General features: G+C 69.4%; 17 protein-coding genes and 1 other RNA gene. 5 read left to right on the top strand and 13 right to left on the bottom strand.

Going from position 1 to position 16,969, the window contains the following annotated elements:
- Nucleotides 1–27 precede the first annotated feature (27 nt).
- The 3 genes from AC2YHB_RS18570 to AC2YHB_RS18560 form a co-directional block, all read right to left on the bottom strand.
- Entirely contained in the window at nucleotides 28–189 is a 162-nt protein-coding gene (locus tag AC2YHB_RS18570) for a GPGG-motif small membrane protein (RefSeq protein WP_179650184.1), read from the bottom strand.
- A 75-nt stretch (nucleotides 190–264) separates the two neighbouring features.
- On the bottom strand, nucleotides 265–504 hold the full coding sequence (locus AC2YHB_RS18565) for a hypothetical protein (protein ID WP_487354456.1): 240 nt from the start codon (nucleotides 502–504) through the stop codon (nucleotides 265–267).
- Between the two features lie 47 nt (nucleotides 505–551).
- A complete protein-coding gene (locus tag AC2YHB_RS18560) occupies nucleotides 552–1,454 on the bottom strand; it encodes an Lrp/AsnC family transcriptional regulator (RefSeq protein ID WP_487354455.1) in 903 nt (300 codons plus the stop codon).
- Between the two features lie 220 nt (nucleotides 1,455–1,674).
- Between AC2YHB_RS18560 and AC2YHB_RS18555 the strand changes: the two genes are divergently transcribed.
- Genes AC2YHB_RS18555 through speB form a run of 3 tightly spaced genes read left to right on the top strand, consistent with a single transcriptional unit; the run spans nucleotide 1,675 to nucleotide 4,736 of the window.
- Nucleotides 1,675–2,070 carry a YybH family protein gene (locus AC2YHB_RS18555; RefSeq protein ID WP_487354454.1) on the top strand — a complete coding sequence of 132 codons (396 nt, stop codon included), beginning with the start codon at nucleotides 1,675–1,677 and terminating at the stop codon, nucleotides 2,068–2,070.
- Between the two features lie 11 nt (nucleotides 2,071–2,081).
- Nucleotides 2,082–3,626, top strand: a complete 1,545-nt coding sequence (locus AC2YHB_RS18550) for a purine-cytosine permease family protein (RefSeq protein WP_487354453.1) — start codon at nucleotides 2,082–2,084, stop codon at nucleotides 3,624–3,626.
- A 48-nt stretch (nucleotides 3,627–3,674) separates the two neighbouring features.
- Nucleotides 3,675–4,736 (top strand): agmatinase, encoded by a 1,062-nt coding sequence (speB, locus tag AC2YHB_RS18545; protein ID WP_487354452.1) that lies wholly within the window; start codon nucleotides 3,675–3,677, stop codon nucleotides 4,734–4,736.
- A 418-nt stretch (nucleotides 4,737–5,154) separates the two neighbouring features.
- On the opposite strand, the gene AC2YHB_RS18540 is transcribed toward speB, so the two are convergent.
- From AC2YHB_RS18540 to ftsE, 10 genes are all read right to left on the bottom strand, one after another.
- Entirely contained in the window at nucleotides 5,155–7,659 is a 2,505-nt protein-coding gene (locus AC2YHB_RS18540; protein ID WP_487354451.1) for a hypothetical protein, read from the bottom strand.
- A gap of 447 nt (nucleotides 7,660–8,106) precedes the next feature.
- Nucleotides 8,107–8,280 carry a hypothetical protein gene (locus tag AC2YHB_RS18535; protein ID WP_487354450.1) on the bottom strand — a complete coding sequence of 58 codons (174 nt, stop codon included), beginning with the start codon at nucleotides 8,278–8,280 and terminating at the stop codon, nucleotides 8,107–8,109.
- A 305-nt stretch (nucleotides 8,281–8,585) separates the two neighbouring features.
- Nucleotides 8,586–8,955, bottom strand: a transfer-messenger RNA (tmRNA) gene (gene ssrA, locus AC2YHB_RS18530).
- Nucleotides 8,956–9,049: 94 nt separating this feature from the next.
- Nucleotides 9,050–9,613, bottom strand: coding sequence for a trypsin-like serine protease (locus AC2YHB_RS18525; protein ID WP_487354487.1), 564 nt, complete (start codon nucleotides 9,611–9,613; stop codon nucleotides 9,050–9,052).
- Nucleotides 9,614–9,628: 15 nt separating this feature from the next.
- The gene (locus AC2YHB_RS18520; RefSeq protein ID WP_487354449.1) at nucleotides 9,629–9,892 is read right to left on the bottom strand and encodes a trypsin-like serine protease; all 264 of its coding nucleotides are present in this window, start codon (nucleotides 9,890–9,892) and stop codon (nucleotides 9,629–9,631) included.
- Between the two features lie 76 nt (nucleotides 9,893–9,968).
- Nucleotides 9,969–10,868, bottom strand: a complete 900-nt coding sequence (locus tag AC2YHB_RS18515) for an amidohydrolase family protein (RefSeq protein ID WP_487354448.1) — start codon at nucleotides 10,866–10,868, stop codon at nucleotides 9,969–9,971.
- Nucleotides 10,861–11,370: an SsrA-binding protein SmpB gene (gene smpB / locus AC2YHB_RS18510; protein WP_179650172.1), complete on the bottom strand. Its 510-nt coding sequence runs from the start codon at nucleotides 11,368–11,370 to the stop codon at nucleotides 10,861–10,863. The genes AC2YHB_RS18515 and smpB overlap by 8 nt, the downstream gene beginning before the upstream one ends.
- A gap of 34 nt (nucleotides 11,371–11,404) precedes the next feature.
- Nucleotides 11,405–12,655 carry a M23 family metallopeptidase gene (locus AC2YHB_RS18505; RefSeq protein WP_179650170.1) on the bottom strand — a complete coding sequence of 417 codons (1,251 nt, stop codon included), beginning with the start codon at nucleotides 12,653–12,655 and terminating at the stop codon, nucleotides 11,405–11,407.
- 104 nt (nucleotides 12,656–12,759) lie between these two features.
- Nucleotides 12,760–13,716, bottom strand: a complete 957-nt coding sequence (gene ftsX, locus AC2YHB_RS18500; protein ID WP_487354447.1) for a permease-like cell division protein FtsX — start codon at nucleotides 13,714–13,716, stop codon at nucleotides 12,760–12,762.
- A 3-nt stretch (nucleotides 13,717–13,719) separates the two neighbouring features.
- Nucleotides 13,720–14,430 carry a cell division ATP-binding protein FtsE gene (gene ftsE / locus AC2YHB_RS18495; RefSeq protein WP_036540689.1) on the bottom strand — a complete coding sequence of 237 codons (711 nt, stop codon included), beginning with the start codon at nucleotides 14,428–14,430 and terminating at the stop codon, nucleotides 13,720–13,722.
- Nucleotides 14,431–14,521: 91 nt separating this feature from the next.
- Here ftsE and AC2YHB_RS18490 point away from each other — a divergent pair, with 91 nt between their 5' ends.
- Together AC2YHB_RS18490 and AC2YHB_RS18485 are read left to right on the top strand one after the other, a co-directional pair.
- Nucleotides 14,522–15,145 (top strand): hypothetical protein, encoded by a 624-nt coding sequence (locus AC2YHB_RS18490; protein WP_487354446.1) that lies wholly within the window; start codon nucleotides 14,522–14,524, stop codon nucleotides 15,143–15,145.
- 70 nt (nucleotides 15,146–15,215) lie between these two features.
- Nucleotides 15,216–16,949 carry a fibronectin type III domain-containing protein gene (locus AC2YHB_RS18485; RefSeq protein WP_487354445.1) on the top strand — a complete coding sequence of 578 codons (1,734 nt, stop codon included), beginning with the start codon at nucleotides 15,216–15,218 and terminating at the stop codon, nucleotides 16,947–16,949.
- The last annotated feature ends 20 nt before the right edge of the window (nucleotides 16,950–16,969 follow it).

Here is a 16,969-nt window from a genome sequence, read left to right as displayed (position 1 = left end):
AGGGCTCTCCCGGTCAGCGTGCTGCGGTCAGACGGTGTTGCCGCGCCCGTTGAAGATGGAGACACCTCCGGGCCCCACCAGGAGCCCCACGACGATCAGCACGATGCCGAGCAGGATGCTGCCCTGGATCAACGTGACGATTCCGGCGATGACGAGGACGACTGCGGCGATCCACAGGAGCGTACCCATGGCGGTTCCTTTCTTTCGCCCACGCGGAGTGGGATCTCCGGGAGGTACCCCCGACCGCGTGGACCAGACGCCCCGTCAGTCGAGCGGCTCGACCGAGCCGACCCGCAGCACCTTCACCTCGAGCTCGTCGATGACGAGCCGGCTGATCCGGCCCTCCCCCAGGGTGAGTCGCCCGATCGCGACCGCACCCACGGCGACGGCGCCGATCGCCAGGGCACCCAGCGCCGCCGCCCCGATCGCGGTCGCGCCGTAGGCCGTCGCACCGGTCGCGAGACTGCCGCGCAGCTTGGGCAAGAGGTCCACCGTCGGCTCCATGCGGCGATCCTGCCAGAGCGGCGGCCGGCGGCGGGCCGGTCGCCGGGTCAGGAACGCGGCGCGCCGCCGACCCGGACCGCCGCGTAGGTCTCCTTGACGATGTGCAGGTGGCTCCAGCACTCGACGTCCTCCACGCCGGGCAGGGACCGCACGCGGTCGATCCGCTCGGCGAGGTCGGCGCCGGCATGGGCCCGCAGCGTCAGCAGCAGGTCGAACCGACCCAGCGTCCGGGCGAGGAAGATGACCTCGCGGTCGCCGGCCAGCCGGTCCACGACGGGCGCGGGATCGCCGCAGAGTCGCAGGCCCAGGCCCATCGTGGGCTGCCGGTCGCGGCCTGAGTGCCGCACGATCGCCCCGACCCGGACCAGCCCGTCGTCGAGCAGCCGCAGCACGCGGCGGCGCACCCCTGCGGGCGAGAGGCGGACCAGCCGCGCGAGGTCGACGTACGACGCCCGCCCGTCCTCCTCGAGTGCGCGGAGCAGCGTCAGGTCGGTCTCGTCGACGTCACCGTCGACGTCCCCCGTGGGGCCGACCACGTCGCGCACGACCTCGACGTAGGTCAGCACCTCGACGGCGCGCACCGACGGGTGGGAGCGCAGCTCGGTGACCGCGCGGTCGACGTCCTGCGTCGACCCGGCCCGCACCTCCACCAGCACGACCTGCCGCCCGGTGGGCAGGGAGACGAAGGGCACGTCCTCGCGCTCGGCGACCCAGGCGGCGACCGGTGCCACCGGACCCTGGACGGTCAGCGTGACGTAGGCGAGGGCGCCCTGGCCGAGGACCGCGGGGTGGACCACCCCGCGCACCTCGACCTGGCCCGACCCGAGCAGCCGCTGCACCCGGGCGGCGGCTCCCGACCGCGAGGTGCCGACCGCCCGGGCGATCGCCGGGTGCGACATCCGGCCGTCGTGCTCGAGCAGCTCCACGATCGCCTCGTCGACCTCGTCCACCGTCTCGCCCCTCGAAGATTTTTCCGACTTCTTTCGGACTTCCCACGGTGGCGTTTCGATCACCACTGACCACTCACGCGAAGCCGTTGTCGTCATAGTAGGCCGGAGCCTTGGACGATCGTGACATGTTGCGGCTCTGTAACGCACGTAGTGCTTGCCGGGTGTCCCAGATCACGCCTACGGTGCGGCCACCACGACGACCGAGGACGACGGAGGAACGATGGCGGCACTGACCACCGAGCAGGTGCTCGCGGCGACCGACCGGTTGGTGGCCGCGTTCGCGGCGACCGACACGGCCGCTTACTTCGACTGCTTCGCGCCGTCGGCCACCTTCGTGTTCCACCCCGAGCCCGACCGGCTCGACGACCGGGCGGCGTACGAACGGCTGTGGGCGGGCTGGCTGGCCGACGGCTGGCGCGTGGAGTCGTGCACCAGCACCGACCGGCTGGTCCAGGTCCACGGGGACACCGGCGTCCTGACCCACCGCGTCCACACCGTGACGGTCGTCGACGGCGAGCGCACCGAGACCGACGAGCGCGAGTCCATCGTCTTCGTCCTCGACGGCGACCGCGTGGTCGGCGTCCACGAGCACCTGTCACCCTGCCCGGTGGCGTAGGAAGGAACCCGATGTCCGAGATCGCAGCGCCCCCGAAGGCCACCGAGGTCGAGACGCACGGCGTCGACGCCATCCCCGACGCCGAGCGCAGCGCCCGCCCGCTCGACCTGTTCCGGCTCGTCTTCGGCGGCGCCAACACCTTCGCGACCGTCGTGCTGGGCAGCTTTCCGATCCTGTTCGGCCTCAGCTTCCGCGACGCCCTGCTCGCCACGCTGCTGGGCCTCGGCGTCGGCGCGCTGATCCTGGCGCCGATGTCGGTCTTCGGGCCGCGCAACGGCACCAACAACGCGGTCTCGTCCTCGGCCCACCTCGGCGTGCACGGCCGGGTCGTCGGCTCGTTCCTGTCGCTGCTGACGGCGCTCGCGTTCTTCTCGATCTCCGTCTGGTCGTCGGGCGACGTCCTCGTCGGCGCAGCGAACCGCGCCGTCGGCGTACCGGTCAACGACGCCGTCCTCGCGATCGCCTACGGCATCTTCGCCGTGCTGGTCCTCGTGGTCTGCATCTACGGCTTCCGCTTCATGCTGCTCGTCAACAAGGTGGCCGTGGCCGCCGCCACGGCACTCTTCCTGCTGGGGATCGTCGCATTCGGCGGGGCCTTCGACCCGGGCTACGCGGGCATCTACGGTCCCGGCGCGGACGCCGCGACCAACGCGCTCTACTGGCCCTCCTTCGTCGGAGCGGCGCTGGTGGTGATGTCGAACCCCGTCTCCTTCGGCGCCTTCCTCGGCGACTGGTCGCGCTACATCCCGCGGGAGACCCCGCGCAGCAGGGTGATGCTCGCGACCGTGCTCGCCCAGCTCGCGACCCTGGTCCCGTTCGGCTTCGGCCTCGTCACCGCGACCGTGATCGCGACCGACGCCGGTGACTACATCACGGCCGGCGACTACGTCGGCGGGCTGCTCGCCGTCGCGCCCGAGTGGTACTTCGTCCCCGTGTGCCTGATCGCGCTGGTGGGCGGCATGTCGACCGGGACCACGTCGCTCTACGGCACCGGGCTCGACTTCTCCAGCGTGTTCCCGCGGTTCACCCGCGTCCAGGCGACCGTCTTCATCGGCGTGTTCGCGATCGCGTTCATCTTCGTGGGCCGGTTCGCACTCGACGTCGTCCAGAGCATCTCCACCTTCGCGATCCTGATCATCACCTGCACGGTCCCGTGGATGGTCGTGATGACGATCGGCTGGGTCGTGCGCCGCGGCTGGTACGACTCCGACTCGCTCCAGGTGTTCAACCGCCGCCAGCGCGGGGGCCACTACTGGTTCGCGCACGGCTGGAACTTCCGGGGCCTGGTCGGCTGGCTGGTGCCCGCGGCGCTCAGCATCTGCTTCGTCAACGTGCCCGGCCAGTTCGTCGGCCCACTCGGCGACCTCGCCAACGGCGTCGACCTGAGCATCCCGGTCGGTCTCGGCCTCGCCGCGCTGCTCTACCCGGCGCTGCTGTGGATCTTCCCGGAGCCGGAGGACGCCTTCGGCCCCGACGGTCCGCGCCTGGTCCCCACCGGGACCGCCGGCGCGACGCCCATCGTCGCCGCGGACGGCCCCGCCGTCGCCGTCGCCTGACCCAGACCTGATCCAGAGCCGATCCACAGCCGATCCAGAGAGGTACCCGTGACCACCATCGGTCCCACCGACAGCTCGCTCGTCCCCCGCTTCGCCGGCCCGGCGACCTTCGCCCGGCTGCCCCGCATCGACGAGGTGCCCGCCGCCGACATCGTCGTCGCCGGCGTCCCGTTCGACAGCGGGGTCTCCTACCGCCCGGGCGCACGGTTCGGCCCCGCGCACGTGCGGGAGTCCTCGCGCCTGCTGCGCCCCTACCACCCGGGCCTCGGCGTCTCGCCGTTCGAGGTCGCGCAGGTCGCGGACGCGGGCGACATCGTCGCCAACCCGTTCCGCATCGACGAGGCGGTCGAGTCGGTGCAGGCCGGGGCGGCGGCGCTGACCGCCGACGGCGCGCGCCTGGTCGTCGTGGGAGGCGACCACACCATCTCCCTGCCGCTCCTGCGGGCCGCGGCCGAGCGTCACGGACCCGTCGCGCTGGTCCACTTCGACGCCCACCTGGACACGTGGGACACCTACTTCGGCGCCGAGTACACCCACGGCACGCCGTTCCGCCGCGCCGTCGAGGAGGGGATCCTCGACACCGAGGCGCTCAGCCACGTCGGCACCCGCGGCCCGCTCTACGGACCCCGGGACCTCGAGGACGACCGCCGCCTCGGCTTCGGCATCGTCACCGCCGCCGACGTCTACCGGCTGCGGGTCGACGAGGTCGTCGACCGGCTCCGCGCGCGCGTGGGCGACCGGCCGGTCTACCTGTCCATCGACATCGACGTCCTCGACCCGGCCCACGCACCGGGCACGGGCACGCCGGAGGCCGGCGGCCTCACCAGCCGCGAGCTGCTGGAGATCCTGCGCGGCTTCGCCGACCTCGACGTGGTCGGCGGCGACGTCGTCGAGGTCGCGCCGGCGTACGACCACGCGGAGATGACCGGCGTCGCCGCCGCGCACGTCGCCTACGACCTGGTGTCCCTGCTCGCGATGGGCCACGCCCGCCGGACGGCGGTCTGGCCACGGACTGGCCACGGACCGACCACGTCACGAAATGCAGCAGCCCCGACGGGCGGCTCTGCTGCGTCACCTAAGGGTGTGGCTGGCGGGGTGTTCGGGGATTGACAACGGCCCCGAACGGATACGCGGTCGCCAGGATTTGAGCTCAAGTCGCGTCGCCGAACACGCTCGAACTTGCATTCTGCGAAGGGCGGCCTAGCCGCGCACCGATCACCGCCGGAATCAGCACCCCGCCACCAGTGGCGCGCGCCCATGGTGTCGGCGGAGACCGGCAAAGCAAGTCCGATTCATGCTGCGAACCGTCGGCGCGAGCGCCCGACGCCCAGGACGCCAGGCCCAGAGACCAATAGACGGTTCAGACGTCAGGCCCTCGAGCCCGGGCAGCAGGTGCCTCGAGGACCAGGGACCCTTCCTTCCAGGCGACATCGAGAATCGCGGTTGTGACACGTGGGCCTACGCGCTTGCCGAGAGGAGTTGGCCTATGTGAGCTCACCGAGCTCAGGTCGTCCCGCCGCGTCAAACCCTACGCATCCTGGCTTGCCAGACGGTCGTGCAAGCTGACGCAATGCTCGTTGGCCTCATCAATGCCTAGCCCCGCGTCGACCCAGCGGGAAGCTGCCTCGACGTCTTGGAGGTTCATGCACAGCCAAGCCAGCCGCGAGAGATCCGTGGCATCGGCTTCAGCCGATCGTGATTCCATCAGTCGCCGGAGCCGCTGGCACATCAGGCGGCGCTCATCGGCGTCCAAGGAGATCTCGCGACGAGAGATGAGGCCGTTGAGTCGTGCCGCCGCGTTGCTCAGGTCCTCGAAGTCGGAGGCCGGCAGTTCGGCAAGCTGTAGGCGAGCGTGCATCTCCCCGAGCGGCTCACCGAGCCGTCTGTAGAGAGTGACAAGACTTCGCCACGCACTTCGGTCGTCCGGCGCTGACTCGAGGTAGCGATTGACGGAGACCAGTGCACCCTGAGTTTCACCCATCTCCTGTTGCAGACGCGCAAGATTGAGCCATGCCGGCGGGTATCCGGACGCGATGTACTCGAGGACAGCGATCTCCTGACCGACATCCACGCCATCCGCCTGGCGCTTTGCGACAGCCCTCGTGAGCCGATCGAGCCGCGGGGCGAGACCGAGCGCGACGTCAGCGGCCTTGACCGGTCCAAAATGCCGCACGAGCTCCAAGTCTGCGTCAATGGCAACTTTCAGCGGAGAGGTAACTAGCTTCCGCTTACCGAAGAGAGCCGCAGCCAGCGGAACCGAGACGAATGACGTCTGCCCTTCGACGTCCTCGATGACCTCGACGAGTGAAGCTCGTTCGAGCTCCGCAATGGAACCGTCAACATCTAGCCGCTCGTTTCCGGGACGCAAGAGTACGGCCTCGAGTCCCAGCCTCGGAACGTACGATCGCCAACTGCAGAGGGTGAGGAACACCCGCTGGGCCGCTAGCGACAACGACGCAAAGGAGCGATCGAACAGGGCATCTAGCAACGCATCCTTCGTTGCCACAACGCTCTTTAGTGATACCTTGCGGTTCTCGCGTGCGCTATCCCCAAGAAGAACTTTGGTGATGTACGGATGGCCGTCTGATTCTTCGTATAGTTGGTCCTCGTATGCCGCCGTGATGAGATCTCGGACTCCCAGGTCGGAGGCGGTCTCCGTGACCAGCGCGTGAAACTCGTCCCGCGCCATTCCCGCGACGCCGATCGGGTAATCGGCTTTGAAGTCGCGGGTTCGGGTGGTGATGAGGACCTTGTTCGGCAGGCGGATCGCATTGTTGACGTATTCGTACAGGCTCGCCTGTTCTCGAATCGTCTCGAAATTGTCGAAAACGAAGAGGAACGGTCCGTCGGCCGCCTGTCCTGCCAAGCAGTCCGTGAAGTACTGCAGTGCCTCAGAAGGCTTCAGATTCTCGCCCGGCCTCATAAGTCCAGCGAACTCCTTTGCAACATCTTCAGTCGAAAGGATGTCGGCGCGGACCACCTTCGGTCCCTCCTGCAGCAGGTCGATGTCCCGTGCGCTAAACCACACGACAGCGAAGAACTCCTGCATGTTCGCGAGGCCATGGAGAACCTCCAACGCAAGAGAGGTCTTACCAACTCCGCCCCGCCCCTGAAGCGTGACCACAGGATTTCGTTCGTCGGTGAGTACAACTCGTAGGTCGTTCTCAAGCGCAGGGCGCGAGACGTAACCGTCACGCTTGGGGGGCATGTTCGAGAAAACGTGACCCAGGACGTCAAGGTCGGGCTGCGCGCTCGTCTCGCTCAGCGGCCGCGCCTCGAGCGGCATGGCCCACTCGGTCCCGTCCTGTGCCCGGGTCTCATCGGTGATGTACGAGATCGCTTCATAGCGCTGCTTTCGGAAGTTCCCATTTGGGAGAAGGAAGTCGCTTAGGTCGGCGTCGGTGAGGAGCAAAGTGACGTGGCGGGGTGCGGGAAGGGCTACGTAGACGCCATCGCGGAACGAATGACCAACTTCTCGCGACAAATGGGAAAAGGGCTCGCGCTGGCCCCCGAAACAAGCAACGCGGTACTTGCCAGACAACGTTTGAGACAAGTGGACCCAGTCCCGCGCGAAGGTCGGCACACCCTCGATGACCGCATCCAGCGACTCAGCCAGAGCGGGACAGACGCTCGACAGTGTTGCGGCCTTCGGAGCACCGTGGCCCCGCGTCCGATTGCGAAGCCACGCGAAGCTTCGCCCCCACTGACGAAACGATGTCTTCTGCGTCGCTGTTTCGGCGATCGCATCGTCGAGGCAACGGCAAGCATCGTTGAGACGATCAACGGCTCGCCGTTGCCAACTGTCAGCCCGCGGCCCGACATTCATACTCAACTCCCGCTGGGTCTCGCGCGCAGCAGGTATTAGGAGTTGGCTTGGTGGTCCTGTTAGAACCTCGTCGAGAACCTCCGCCCACTCACCGATTCCATCGGCGCGGACAAGTCTGCACTCGAGCGCATATCTGTTGTGATCTCGGTCGTCGTCGACTGCGGCAACCAGATCCGCAACGATGACCTTCAAGAGCATCTCACCCATGTACAGAAGGTCGAAGAAGTACGAAGTATCCGACTCGTCCCGCGCAAGGCGGGCACGTTCTTTCATTCGCTCGACTGGCACGAACGAAACCCGACCTTGATTGTCGCTCAACGTTAAGCCTCCTCTTGACCTTCGCGCGATGCCCCCGGCCGCGGACCCAACCGCACTTTGCCACCTGCTGGGCAAGTCCGTGCTAGAACCGCCGACTCTGACGGGCGACGGAGGCCAATAATCGCTAGCTGGGCATGCCAGTCCACAGACCACGTCGACCTGGCGGGCCGATCGTGGATGTCGGGCGCGCGCCAAGAACTGACCGGAGGTAGACCAACAGAATCGACCGAACGACCCCGCTGCTGACGTGGGACCAGCCCCCCCGGCACACCACGGCGACAAGTCAGCCGTCGGGCGTCGTCTCGATCGTGATGGCTTCGCTGGCGCCTCGTCAGCCTAGCGGTCAATGAGTATGCCCGGCTCGAGGTTCCCGACGGTCGCGCAGGCGGGGACCTGGCGATAATCGGCGTTGCGGGCGATGCCGGAACCGGTGACCTTGTACTTCACCTCGCCGACGAGCACCACGCCCCTAACGTGCTCTGAAGACGAGGGGTCGAGCTCCATGTGCACGGTCCGACCCTTGCTGAGGGCCACGCCCTCCTGTTCGATCTCGTCGAAACCGTTGGGATGTACGCCGGGCGCACCAGCCCGAAGATCGCTGCGCGGAACTGCCCACAGATAGCGAGAAGTTGGCTCGCCGCGCGTCTAGAGAGTGGCCCGACCTTGAGCCAGATCTCTGGCCTTCACACTGGGAGATTATCGGCGGCCCCCCGACGGATGTACGGGGGACCCCTGACAGCGCGACGGCCGCTGCGGTAGCACCGCAACGGCCGTCGATTATGCGAAGAATCTCCGCTCATCTGCGACGACCTCGCTGGTGGAGCTGCGGGGAATCGAACCCCGGTCCTCGAGCGTCGATCCAGGTCTTCTCCGGGTGCAGTCAGTGCTGGCGTGTTCTCGGCCCCGGCGCTCGCACTGACACGTCGCCGACAGGCCCAGTCAGGTTTGAGTCCCGATCAGCCACCCTGACAGCAGCGGATCAGCAAGTCTCCTGGATGACGCCTGGGTCCGGGACGGAGACGGATGCCCGGTCAGACGCTTCGATCACTGCTCAGGCAGCGAGAGCGAAGGAACTGCGCTTAGCGTTGGCAGTTATTGGTTTCCAGCGATCGTTTACGAGATGACGCTGGCTTCTCGACCCGCTTCCCCTGGAACTAACGTCCCAAGTCGAAACCGATCAGCCCCTCTTGAGTTGTGAACAGCACGAGTCTACTGGGCCCCAACGACACGGGCCCACCGGATTGTTCCCGGTGGGCCCGCGCGCGTGGATCGAGGCGGATCAGTCCGCGAGGAAACCCGCCAGCCAGTCCGCGACGACGGGGATGTCGATGCGCTGGTAGCCGTCGATGTAGCGGCAGTTGTCCGTGTAGCCGTACGACGTCACCGCGACGACCTTCCCGTTGAGCCACAGCGACCCGCCCGAGTCACCGAAGCAGGTGCCGCCGGTGCCGAAGGGGTCGTGCTCGTTGCCGTTGGTCTGGATGATCTGCGGCGTGATCTTCTGGCCGGGCATGTCGACGTACCGGCGCAGCAGCGGGTAGCTCATCGGGGTGGGCTTCTGCGGGCCGGAGTCGGCCTGCCGGACCTCGGTGCCGTAGCCGACCGCGGTGAAGATGGTCTTGCGCGGCTGCTTGATGGCGCCGGCCGCGCCCAGGGCGGCGACCGGGGCCGGGGCGATGCCCTCGACCGGCTCGTCGAGGACGATGACGCCGACGTCGTTCCAGTTGTCGAGGTCGGTGAAGTCGCTGTACTCCGGGTGCGTGTACGCCGTGCCGGAGAGGTAGCCCTTCGCCTCGAGCTCGGACTTCGTGTAGCCGGCGGTGACGTCGGCAGCGACGGGCAGCGGCGACGGCGGCGCCTAGGCGATCACGCTGTCGAAGGTGACGAGCGTCTGTCCGAGCGTGCCGTCGGTGCAGTGGGCGGCCGTGACCAGCACGGTCGGGCTGATCAGGGTCGCCGAGCAACGGAAACGTCCGTCCGCGTCGTAGAACGCGATCATCGCGACGTTCGGGTGGGTGTCGCCATCAGCCGTTCCGCCGGTGCTGGCGGTCGCGGGTGCGGGAGCGACGAGACCGAGGCCGGCGAGGATGGCGCCGGCCAGGATCGGGAGACGAGCACGCATGGTTCTCCTCGGGAAAGCAACGACGGGTCGGGGTCAAGACCGCACCCGTGGACGTCCGGAGGGAAGGGCGGCCGGGTCAAGAATTTGCGGCGTCGGGGCCGAGCAGCCGCAAGGCGTTGTGCCAGCAGACGTCGCGGAGCCAGTCGTCGCCGAGCTCGAGCCGGGCCAGACCCTCGAGCTGGTGGTGGTAGGGGTACGGGATGGTCGGGAAGTCCGAGCCGAGCAGCACCTTGGCCTGCAGGTCCTTCAGCCGCGGGAGCAGGGCCGCGGGATAGGCGGCGTCCCGGTCGAAGAAGTCGGTGAAGACCATCGTGGTGTCGAGGTGGACGTTCTCGTGGCGCTCGGCGAGGACGAGGAAGTCCTCGTACTCCGGCGCACCCATGTGCGCGACGACCAGAGGTAGCCGCGGGTGCCGGCGCAGCAGGCGGGCCACCGAGCCCGGCCCGGTGAAGGCGTTGCCGACGGGACCGGAGCCGGCGTGCACGGTGACCGGCGTCCCGCTGTCCTCGAGCACCGCCCAGACCGGGTCCAGGACCGGGTCGTCGGCGACGAACTCGCCGACCTGGAGGTGGATCTTGAAGATCCGCACGCCGTCCTCGACGAGCTCGGCGACGTACTCCCCCGCCTCGGGCTCGGGGTAGAAGGTCGCCGAGCGCAGCACCTCCGGCACGCCCGCGGCGAACTCCCCCGACCAGTCGTTGAGGTACGACGCCACGCCGGGCTTGTGCGCATAGGGATGGGTCGGGAAGGCACGGACCCCGAAGTCGCGCAGGAGCGCGACCCGCTCCTCCAGCGACTGCCGGTAGCGGATCGGCCACGGCCGACCGATCTTCGGGCCGGCCTCGTCGAACACCGCCCACACCGCGCGCTGGATGCCCGGCGGCAGGAAGTGGGTGTGCAGGTCGACCAGCCCGGGCAGGCCGAGCGCCTCCCAGAAGGAGCGGACCTTCTCGACCTCGGTCGGCCGATCAGTCACGCATGCCCTTGAGCCGGCGACCGATCGCCTCTTCCTTCTCCCGGTCCGCGGTGCGCTCGGCGATCGCCTGGCGCTTGTCCCACGACTTCTTGCCCTTGGCGAGGCCGATCTCGATCTTGGCCCGGCCCTTGACGAAGTAGAGCGCCAGCGGGACGACCGTGTGGCCCTTCTCGCTGACCTTGCGCTCGATCTTGTCGATCTCGTCGCGGTGCAGGAGCAGCTTGCGCTTGCGGCGGGCGGCGTGGTTGGTCCAGGTGCCCTGGGCGTACTCGGGGATGTGGACGCCGTGCAGCCAGGCCTCCCCGCCGTCGATGTCGACGAATCCGTCGACCAGGCTCGCGCGCCCCATCCGCAGCGACTTCACCTCGGTGCCCTGGAGGACCAGGCCCGCCTCGTAGGTGTCCTCGATGTGGTAGTCGTGGCGCGCCTTCTTGTTGGACGCGACGAGCTTGCGCCCGCCGTCGTCCCCCTTGCTCGTCGCTCCCGACTTCCCCTTGGCCATTCGTCCATTCTCCCAGAACGGCGCAACGCGGTTTCTACAGGTACGGCGCCGGGTCCACGGGCTCGCCGTTGCGCATCACGATGAAGTGCAGGTGGCAGCCCGTCGACCAGCCGGTCGAGCCGGAGTAGCCGACGACCTGGCCGCGCCGCACGTGCGCGCCCTCGCCGACGGCGTAGCTGGTCATGTGGTTGTAGACGAGCACGATCGAGGCGCCGTTGACCCGCCCGATGGCGAGGTAGAGGCGGTTGCCGTAGACCTCGTCGAAGTAGGTGTCGATCACCTTGCCGGACTCGCCCGCGACGAGCGGGGCGCCGCAGCCGGTGCCGAAGTCGATGCCGTTGTGCAGGCCCCAGTACCCGTAGATGGGGTGGATCCGCCAGCCGTACGGCGACGTGACCGGCCCCGGGCCCGGCTTGGCCAGCAGGCCGCCGGTGTCGCCGTTGTAGCTGCCGCCCTGCCCGCGGGAGAGGGCGAGGATGCGGCGCTTGATCCGCGCCTCGCGCTCCTCCAGGCGGCGCAGCGCCGCCCGGTCGGCGGCACGGGCGGCCACGACGGCGGCGCGCGCGGTCGACGTACGGCTGACGAGGGAGGAGACCGTGGCCTCGGTGGCGGCGGCCTTGTTGACCAGCTTGGTGATGGTCGCGACGTTGGCGTCGGCTTCCTTCTTGGCGCTCGCGACCTCGTTGCGGGCGTCGCGCACGGCGGCCTCGCGGTCGGCCATCAGCTGCTGGACCACCTCGAGGGCGTCGAGCGCCTGCTGCTGCCGGCCGGTGACCACGCCGTTGGTGGTCTGGCTGACCAGCACCTCCTCGAGGCTGTCGCCCTCGGCGTACGACATGAGCACGTCGAGCTCCGGGTTGGCCTCCGTCGACATCCGGATGAGGGTGTCGCGCCCCTCCTCGCGCTGCTGGGCGACCTCGATCTTCGCCTGCGCGAGGTCGGCCTTCGCCTTCACCAGCTTGGCCTCGGCCGTCGCCAGCTTCGCCTTGAGCTGGGTCGCGATGGTGCGTGCGTCGGCCAGCTCACCGCGGACGTCGGCGAGCCGCGACCGGGCGGCGCTCAGCTGCCCCTGCGCCTTGCGGAGCTGCGAGGAGATCTTCGCGACCCGGGCGCTCGCCTCGTGGATGTCGTCCTTGACGCTGGAGATCTGCCCGCGGACCTGGTCCTGCTTGTCCTCGAGGTCGTCGCGGTCGTCGGCGTGCGCGATCGGCACGGCGAGGCCGGCCAGGGCGACGACGACGGCGACCGCGGTCACCAGCCATTGGGGATGAGCCCATGCCGGCATCCGGTCGAGGGTACGGCGGAGCCAGGGGGCGCTGGGGAAGGAGCGCACGGGTACAACCAATCAGTGTTCGGGGAAGTGAACGCCTCGACCGTAACTGCCGTGGATCAGACTTTGACGTATTTCCGGGTCAGCAGGAGTGTCGGGACCAAGGTCAGCGCCGGGCCGAGCAGCAGGATGCCCGGCGGGAGGTAGCCGTAGAGCGCGTGGCCGTAGTCGCTCCAGTCCACCCAGGGCAGGAAGGTCACCCGCTCGGCCATGCCGTTCTCGACGCCCCAGAACTGGAAGGAGGCCAGCGCGCCGGCGGCGAGGCCGACGCCGACGATCGCGGTGACCAACGCCTCGAGCAGGAACGGCAGCGCGATGTAGAGCGTGGAGGCACCCACGAGGCGCATGATCGCGATCTCGCGGCGGCGCGCCAGGGCGGCCAGCCGGATCGTGTTCGCGACCTGGAGCAGGGCGGCGAAGAGCAGGAACCCGGAGCCGATCCACGAGCCGTACTTGAGGACCGTCATGATCCCGAAGATCTGCTTCATGGCGTCGCGCTGGTCGAGGATGCTGGCGACGCCGTCGAGGCCCTCGACCGCGCTGATCACGCCATCGGCCTTGTCGGGCGACTTCAGCGTCACCCAGTACGCCGCCGGCCACTGCTCGACCGTGACGACCGCGCCGTCGCCCTCGAAGAGGTAGCCGCGGTCCTTGCGCTTGGCCTGCTCGTAGGCGGTCTCGAAGCTCTCCTGCTTGCTCTCGAAGTCGAAGGACTCGACCTCGGGGCTGGACTCGAGCTCCTGCTCGATGCGCTCCTTCTGCGCGGCGGTGACCTCACCGCTCGCGCAGTTGGCCGTGCCGCGGCGCAGGGAGGGGTCATCCTCGGTGCAGAGGTTGACCCGGATCTGGAGCTCGCTGCCGAGCTCGTCGACGGCGATCGTCGCCTCGCGCTGCACGAGGATGCCGATGCCGGCGAGGGTCAGCGACACGAACAGCGTGACGACGACGGCGAGGTGCATGGTCAGGTTGCGGCGCAGGCCGGTGCTGAGCTCGCTGAAGACATGGCGCAGCTGCATCGCTCAGCCCTCCTGCTGGTTGTCGAGGTGCTGGAAGCCGTAGCTGCCGCCGGCCTCGTCGCGAATGACCTTGCCGTTCTCCAGCTCGATCACCCGCTTGGTGAACTGGTCGACGATCCCGTGGTCGTGGGTGGCCATCACCACCGTCGTACCGGTCTGGTTGATGTCACCGAGGAGGTTCATGATCCCGACCGAGGTCTGCGGGTCGAGGTTGCCGGTCGGCTCGTCGGCGATGAGGATCATCGGCCGGTTGACGTAGGCGCGGGCGACGGCGACGCGCTGCTGCTCGCCACCCGAGAGCTCGTCGGGCATGCGGTCGGCCTTGTCCTTGAGACCGACCAGCTCGAGCGTCTCGGGCACCGACTTGCTGATCTCGCGGTGCGACTTGCCGATCACCTGCTGGGCGAAGGCGACGTTCTCGGCGACGGTCTTGTTGGGCAGCAGGCGGAAGTCCTGGAAGACGGTGCCGATCTGGCGGCGCAGCCGGGGCACCTTCCAGCCGGCCATCCGGTTGATCTCCTTGCCCGCGACGTAGACCCGGCCGGAGGTCGGACGCAGCTCACGGAGGACCAGCCGCAGGGCGGTCGACTTCCCGGAGCCGGACTGTCCGACGAGGTAGACGAACTCTCCCTTGTCGATGTCCAGGGTGACCTGGTCGAGGGCAGGACGGCCCGGACCGGCATAGCGTTTGGTGACCTTCTCGAAGCGAATCACTGACAAGACGGTACGCGACCCACCTGTGCTCCCTGCGGACCCCTCACGTCCGGTGCGTCACATTCGGGAGCGTCATCTAGGGTGGTCCGACGTGTCGACCGTCGTGCGTGCGCTGGGACTCTCCGCGCTCCTCACCCTGGTGCCGGTGGGCATCGGCGTGGGCGTGGCCGGCGACCGTACGCCGGCCCCGAAGGCCGCCGTCTACCAGGGCACCGACCTCGCCGACTTCGACAGCGCGACCGCCGTCGTGCGGCGCGCCCCGTTCTGCGAGCTCGTGGCGAAGGAGGCCGTGGCCGAGGCCCTCGGCGGCGACGGCGAGCTGACCGCCTGGGGCAACGGCGAGAAGGCCGCCGCCGTGCCCGGCGGCGACGTCGCGCACGAGTACGGCTGTGCCTTCGCCGGCTCCGGCGCGGAGGCGCGGGCGTGGGTGTTCGCTCCCCCGGTGACCCGGACCCGCGCCCAGGCCCTCGCCAAGGCCGCCCCCGCCCGGGGCTGCACGACCACCGCGGGAGCCGCCGCGTTCGGCACCCCGTCGGTGGCGACCACCTGCACGAGCGGCGAGCAGCGCACGGTCTCGTGGCGCGGGCTCTTCGGCGACGCCTGGCTGACCTGCACCCTGACCCAGGGCGTCGGCGCCACCGAGGCCGACCTGGTCGACCGGGCCGGACGCTGGTGCGTCGCCGTCGCGCAAGCGGCGTCCGTCGTGCCTTCCTGATCCCTTCGGCCCACCCGCGACGGGACCCGGTCCCCGCTCAGCCGCCCACCGGGCGCGCCGATGGGAAGGCATGCTGCGATCCGGCCTGCTCGCCCTGACCTCGCTGGCCGTCTCGGTGGCCGTCTCGGTGGCCGTCTCGGTGGCGGGCCCGGCGATGCCGGCCACCGCGGACGACTCCGCCGGTCCCGACCCGGCCCCGCCCGGGCTCGTCGTGACCGAGGACGGCGGCAGCTTCTACCTCGACGAGTGGGGTCCCCCGCCGAGCACCCCGACGGTGACCAGCCGGTCGGTGGCGACCGCACTGGCGTCGTACACGGAGGCGGACGCGTTCACGCTGCACAGCCGGCCCGGTGCGGCGCAGAAAATCTTCCTCGACTTCGACGGCGGCAGCCTGCTGTCGACCAACTCGTGGCTGCTCCAGGGCCTCAGCACCCTGCTCTTCCCCGGGTGGTCGCTCGACGGCTCGGCGGCCTTCTCCGACACCGAACGGGCGACCGTGATCGAGGTGTGGGCGCGGATGGCGGAGGACTTCGCGCCCTTCGACATCGACGTGACCACCGAGGAGCCGGCGTCGGGCGGGCTGTTCCGCAACTCCTCGGGCGACACGAGCTACGGCACGCGGGTGGCGTTCTCGTCCGGCACGTCGATCTCGACGGCGCTGTGCCGGAGCGCCTGCGGCGGCCTGGCCTGGATCGGCACCTTCGACGCGATCCTCAGCGGCGGCGAGACGCGCAGCCCGGCGTGGGTGTTCCCCAGCTCGCTCGGCAACCGCGCCAAGAGCATGGCCGAGGCCGGCAGCCACGAGGCCGGGCACACGCTCGGCCTGGGCCACGACGGCACCACGACGAGCGGCTACTACAGCGGGACGTCGCTGTGGGGACCGTTGATGGGCAGCCCCTACTCGGCCGGGGTCACCCAGTGGTCGAAGGGCGACTACGCGAACGCCAACAACCACGAGGACGACCTCGCGGTCGCGCAGACCAACGGCGTCACCCTCCGCGCGGACGAGGCCGGCGACTCCGTCGCCACCGCGGTCCCGCTCGCCGCCCTGCCCGGCGGCCGCGGCGTCATCACCACCCGCGACGACGAGGACTGGATCACCGTCACCGACTGCTCCGGCACCGTCACGGTCCACGCCGACCCGGCATCGGTCGGCGGCAACCTCGACATCGGGCTCGAGCTGCGCGGCCCCACCGGCACCCTGATCACCTCGGCTGCCACCGCGACCAACCGGATGACGTCCGGCGTGACCGGCCTCGACGCCGGCTTCTCCCGGACCCTCAGCGGCGGGCCGTACCACGTCGTCGTCAAGGGCATCGGCTCCGGCACGACCAGCCCGAGCACCTGGCCGTCCATCGGGTACGACGACTACGGCAGCCTCGGGGCCTACCGCCTGACCGTCACGGGCTGCAGCGCCGGCGAGGTTCCGCCCGGCGACGACCCGCCGGTCGACGAGCCCCCGGTGGTCGAGCCGCCGCCCACGACCCCGGCGACCCGGCCCGGCGCCCCTTCGCGGCCGCGCGCCCTGCCGGGCACCCGCGGCGGGATCCGCACGATCGTCGCGCGCTGGACGCCTCCGGCGGTGACCGGCGGGACGTCCATCACGGGCTACCAGATCACGGCCTACCGGATCGGCGTCACCGGACGCGTCGTGGCTCGCGCCAGCGCCCGCACCCTGGCAGCCGGCACGCACCGGGTCTCGCTGCGGCTGCCGCGGGGACGCTGGGTGGTGCGGGTCCGGGCCCGCAATGCGGTCGGGTGGGGTCCGCTCAGTGCGGCGTCGGCGCGGGTGGTGCCGCGCTGACGCGTCCTGGCGCACGCGCC

This window comes from Nocardioides sp. SRI_004, from assembly GCF_057586415.1.
Note: the sequence above shows the minus strand (reverse complement) of the source record. Positions and strands in the feature narration are given on the sequence as shown.

What these genes read in the sequence shown, in the direction of transcription:
- AC2YHB_RS18520 (WP_487354449.1), bottom strand. Translation starts at nt 9,892, where the DNA reads ATGCGTGCTCGTCTCCCGATCCTGGCCGGCGCCATCCTCGCCGGCCTC.
- AC2YHB_RS18570 (WP_179650184.1), bottom strand. Translation starts at nt 189, where the DNA reads ATGGGTACGCTCCTGTGGATCGCCGCAGTCGTCCTCGTCATCGCCGGA.
- AC2YHB_RS18555 (WP_487354454.1), top strand. Translation starts at nt 1,675, where the DNA reads ATGGCGGCACTGACCACCGAGCAGGTGCTCGCGGCGACCGACCGGTTG.
- AC2YHB_RS18485 (WP_487354445.1), top strand. Translation starts at nt 15,216, where the DNA reads ATGCTGCGATCCGGCCTGCTCGCCCTGACCTCGCTGGCCGTCTCGGTG.
- ftsX (WP_487354447.1), bottom strand. Translation starts at nt 13,716, where the DNA reads ATGCAGCTGCGCCATGTCTTCAGCGAGCTCAGCACCGGCCTGCGCCGC.
- AC2YHB_RS18505 (WP_179650170.1), bottom strand. Translation starts at nt 12,655, where the DNA reads ATGCCGGCATGGGCTCATCCCCAATGGCTGGTGACCGCGGTCGCCGTC.
- AC2YHB_RS18565 (WP_487354456.1), bottom strand. Translation starts at nt 504, where the DNA reads ATGGAGCCGACGGTGGACCTCTTGCCCAAGCTGCGCGGCAGTCTCGCG.
- smpB (WP_179650172.1), bottom strand. Translation starts at nt 11,370, where the DNA reads ATGGCCAAGGGGAAGTCGGGAGCGACGAGCAAGGGGGACGACGGCGGG.
- AC2YHB_RS18550 (WP_487354453.1), top strand. Translation starts at nt 2,082, where the DNA reads ATGTCCGAGATCGCAGCGCCCCCGAAGGCCACCGAGGTCGAGACGCAC.
- AC2YHB_RS18540 (WP_487354451.1), bottom strand. Translation starts at nt 7,659, where the DNA reads ATGGGTGAGATGCTCTTGAAGGTCATCGTTGCGGATCTGGTTGCCGCA.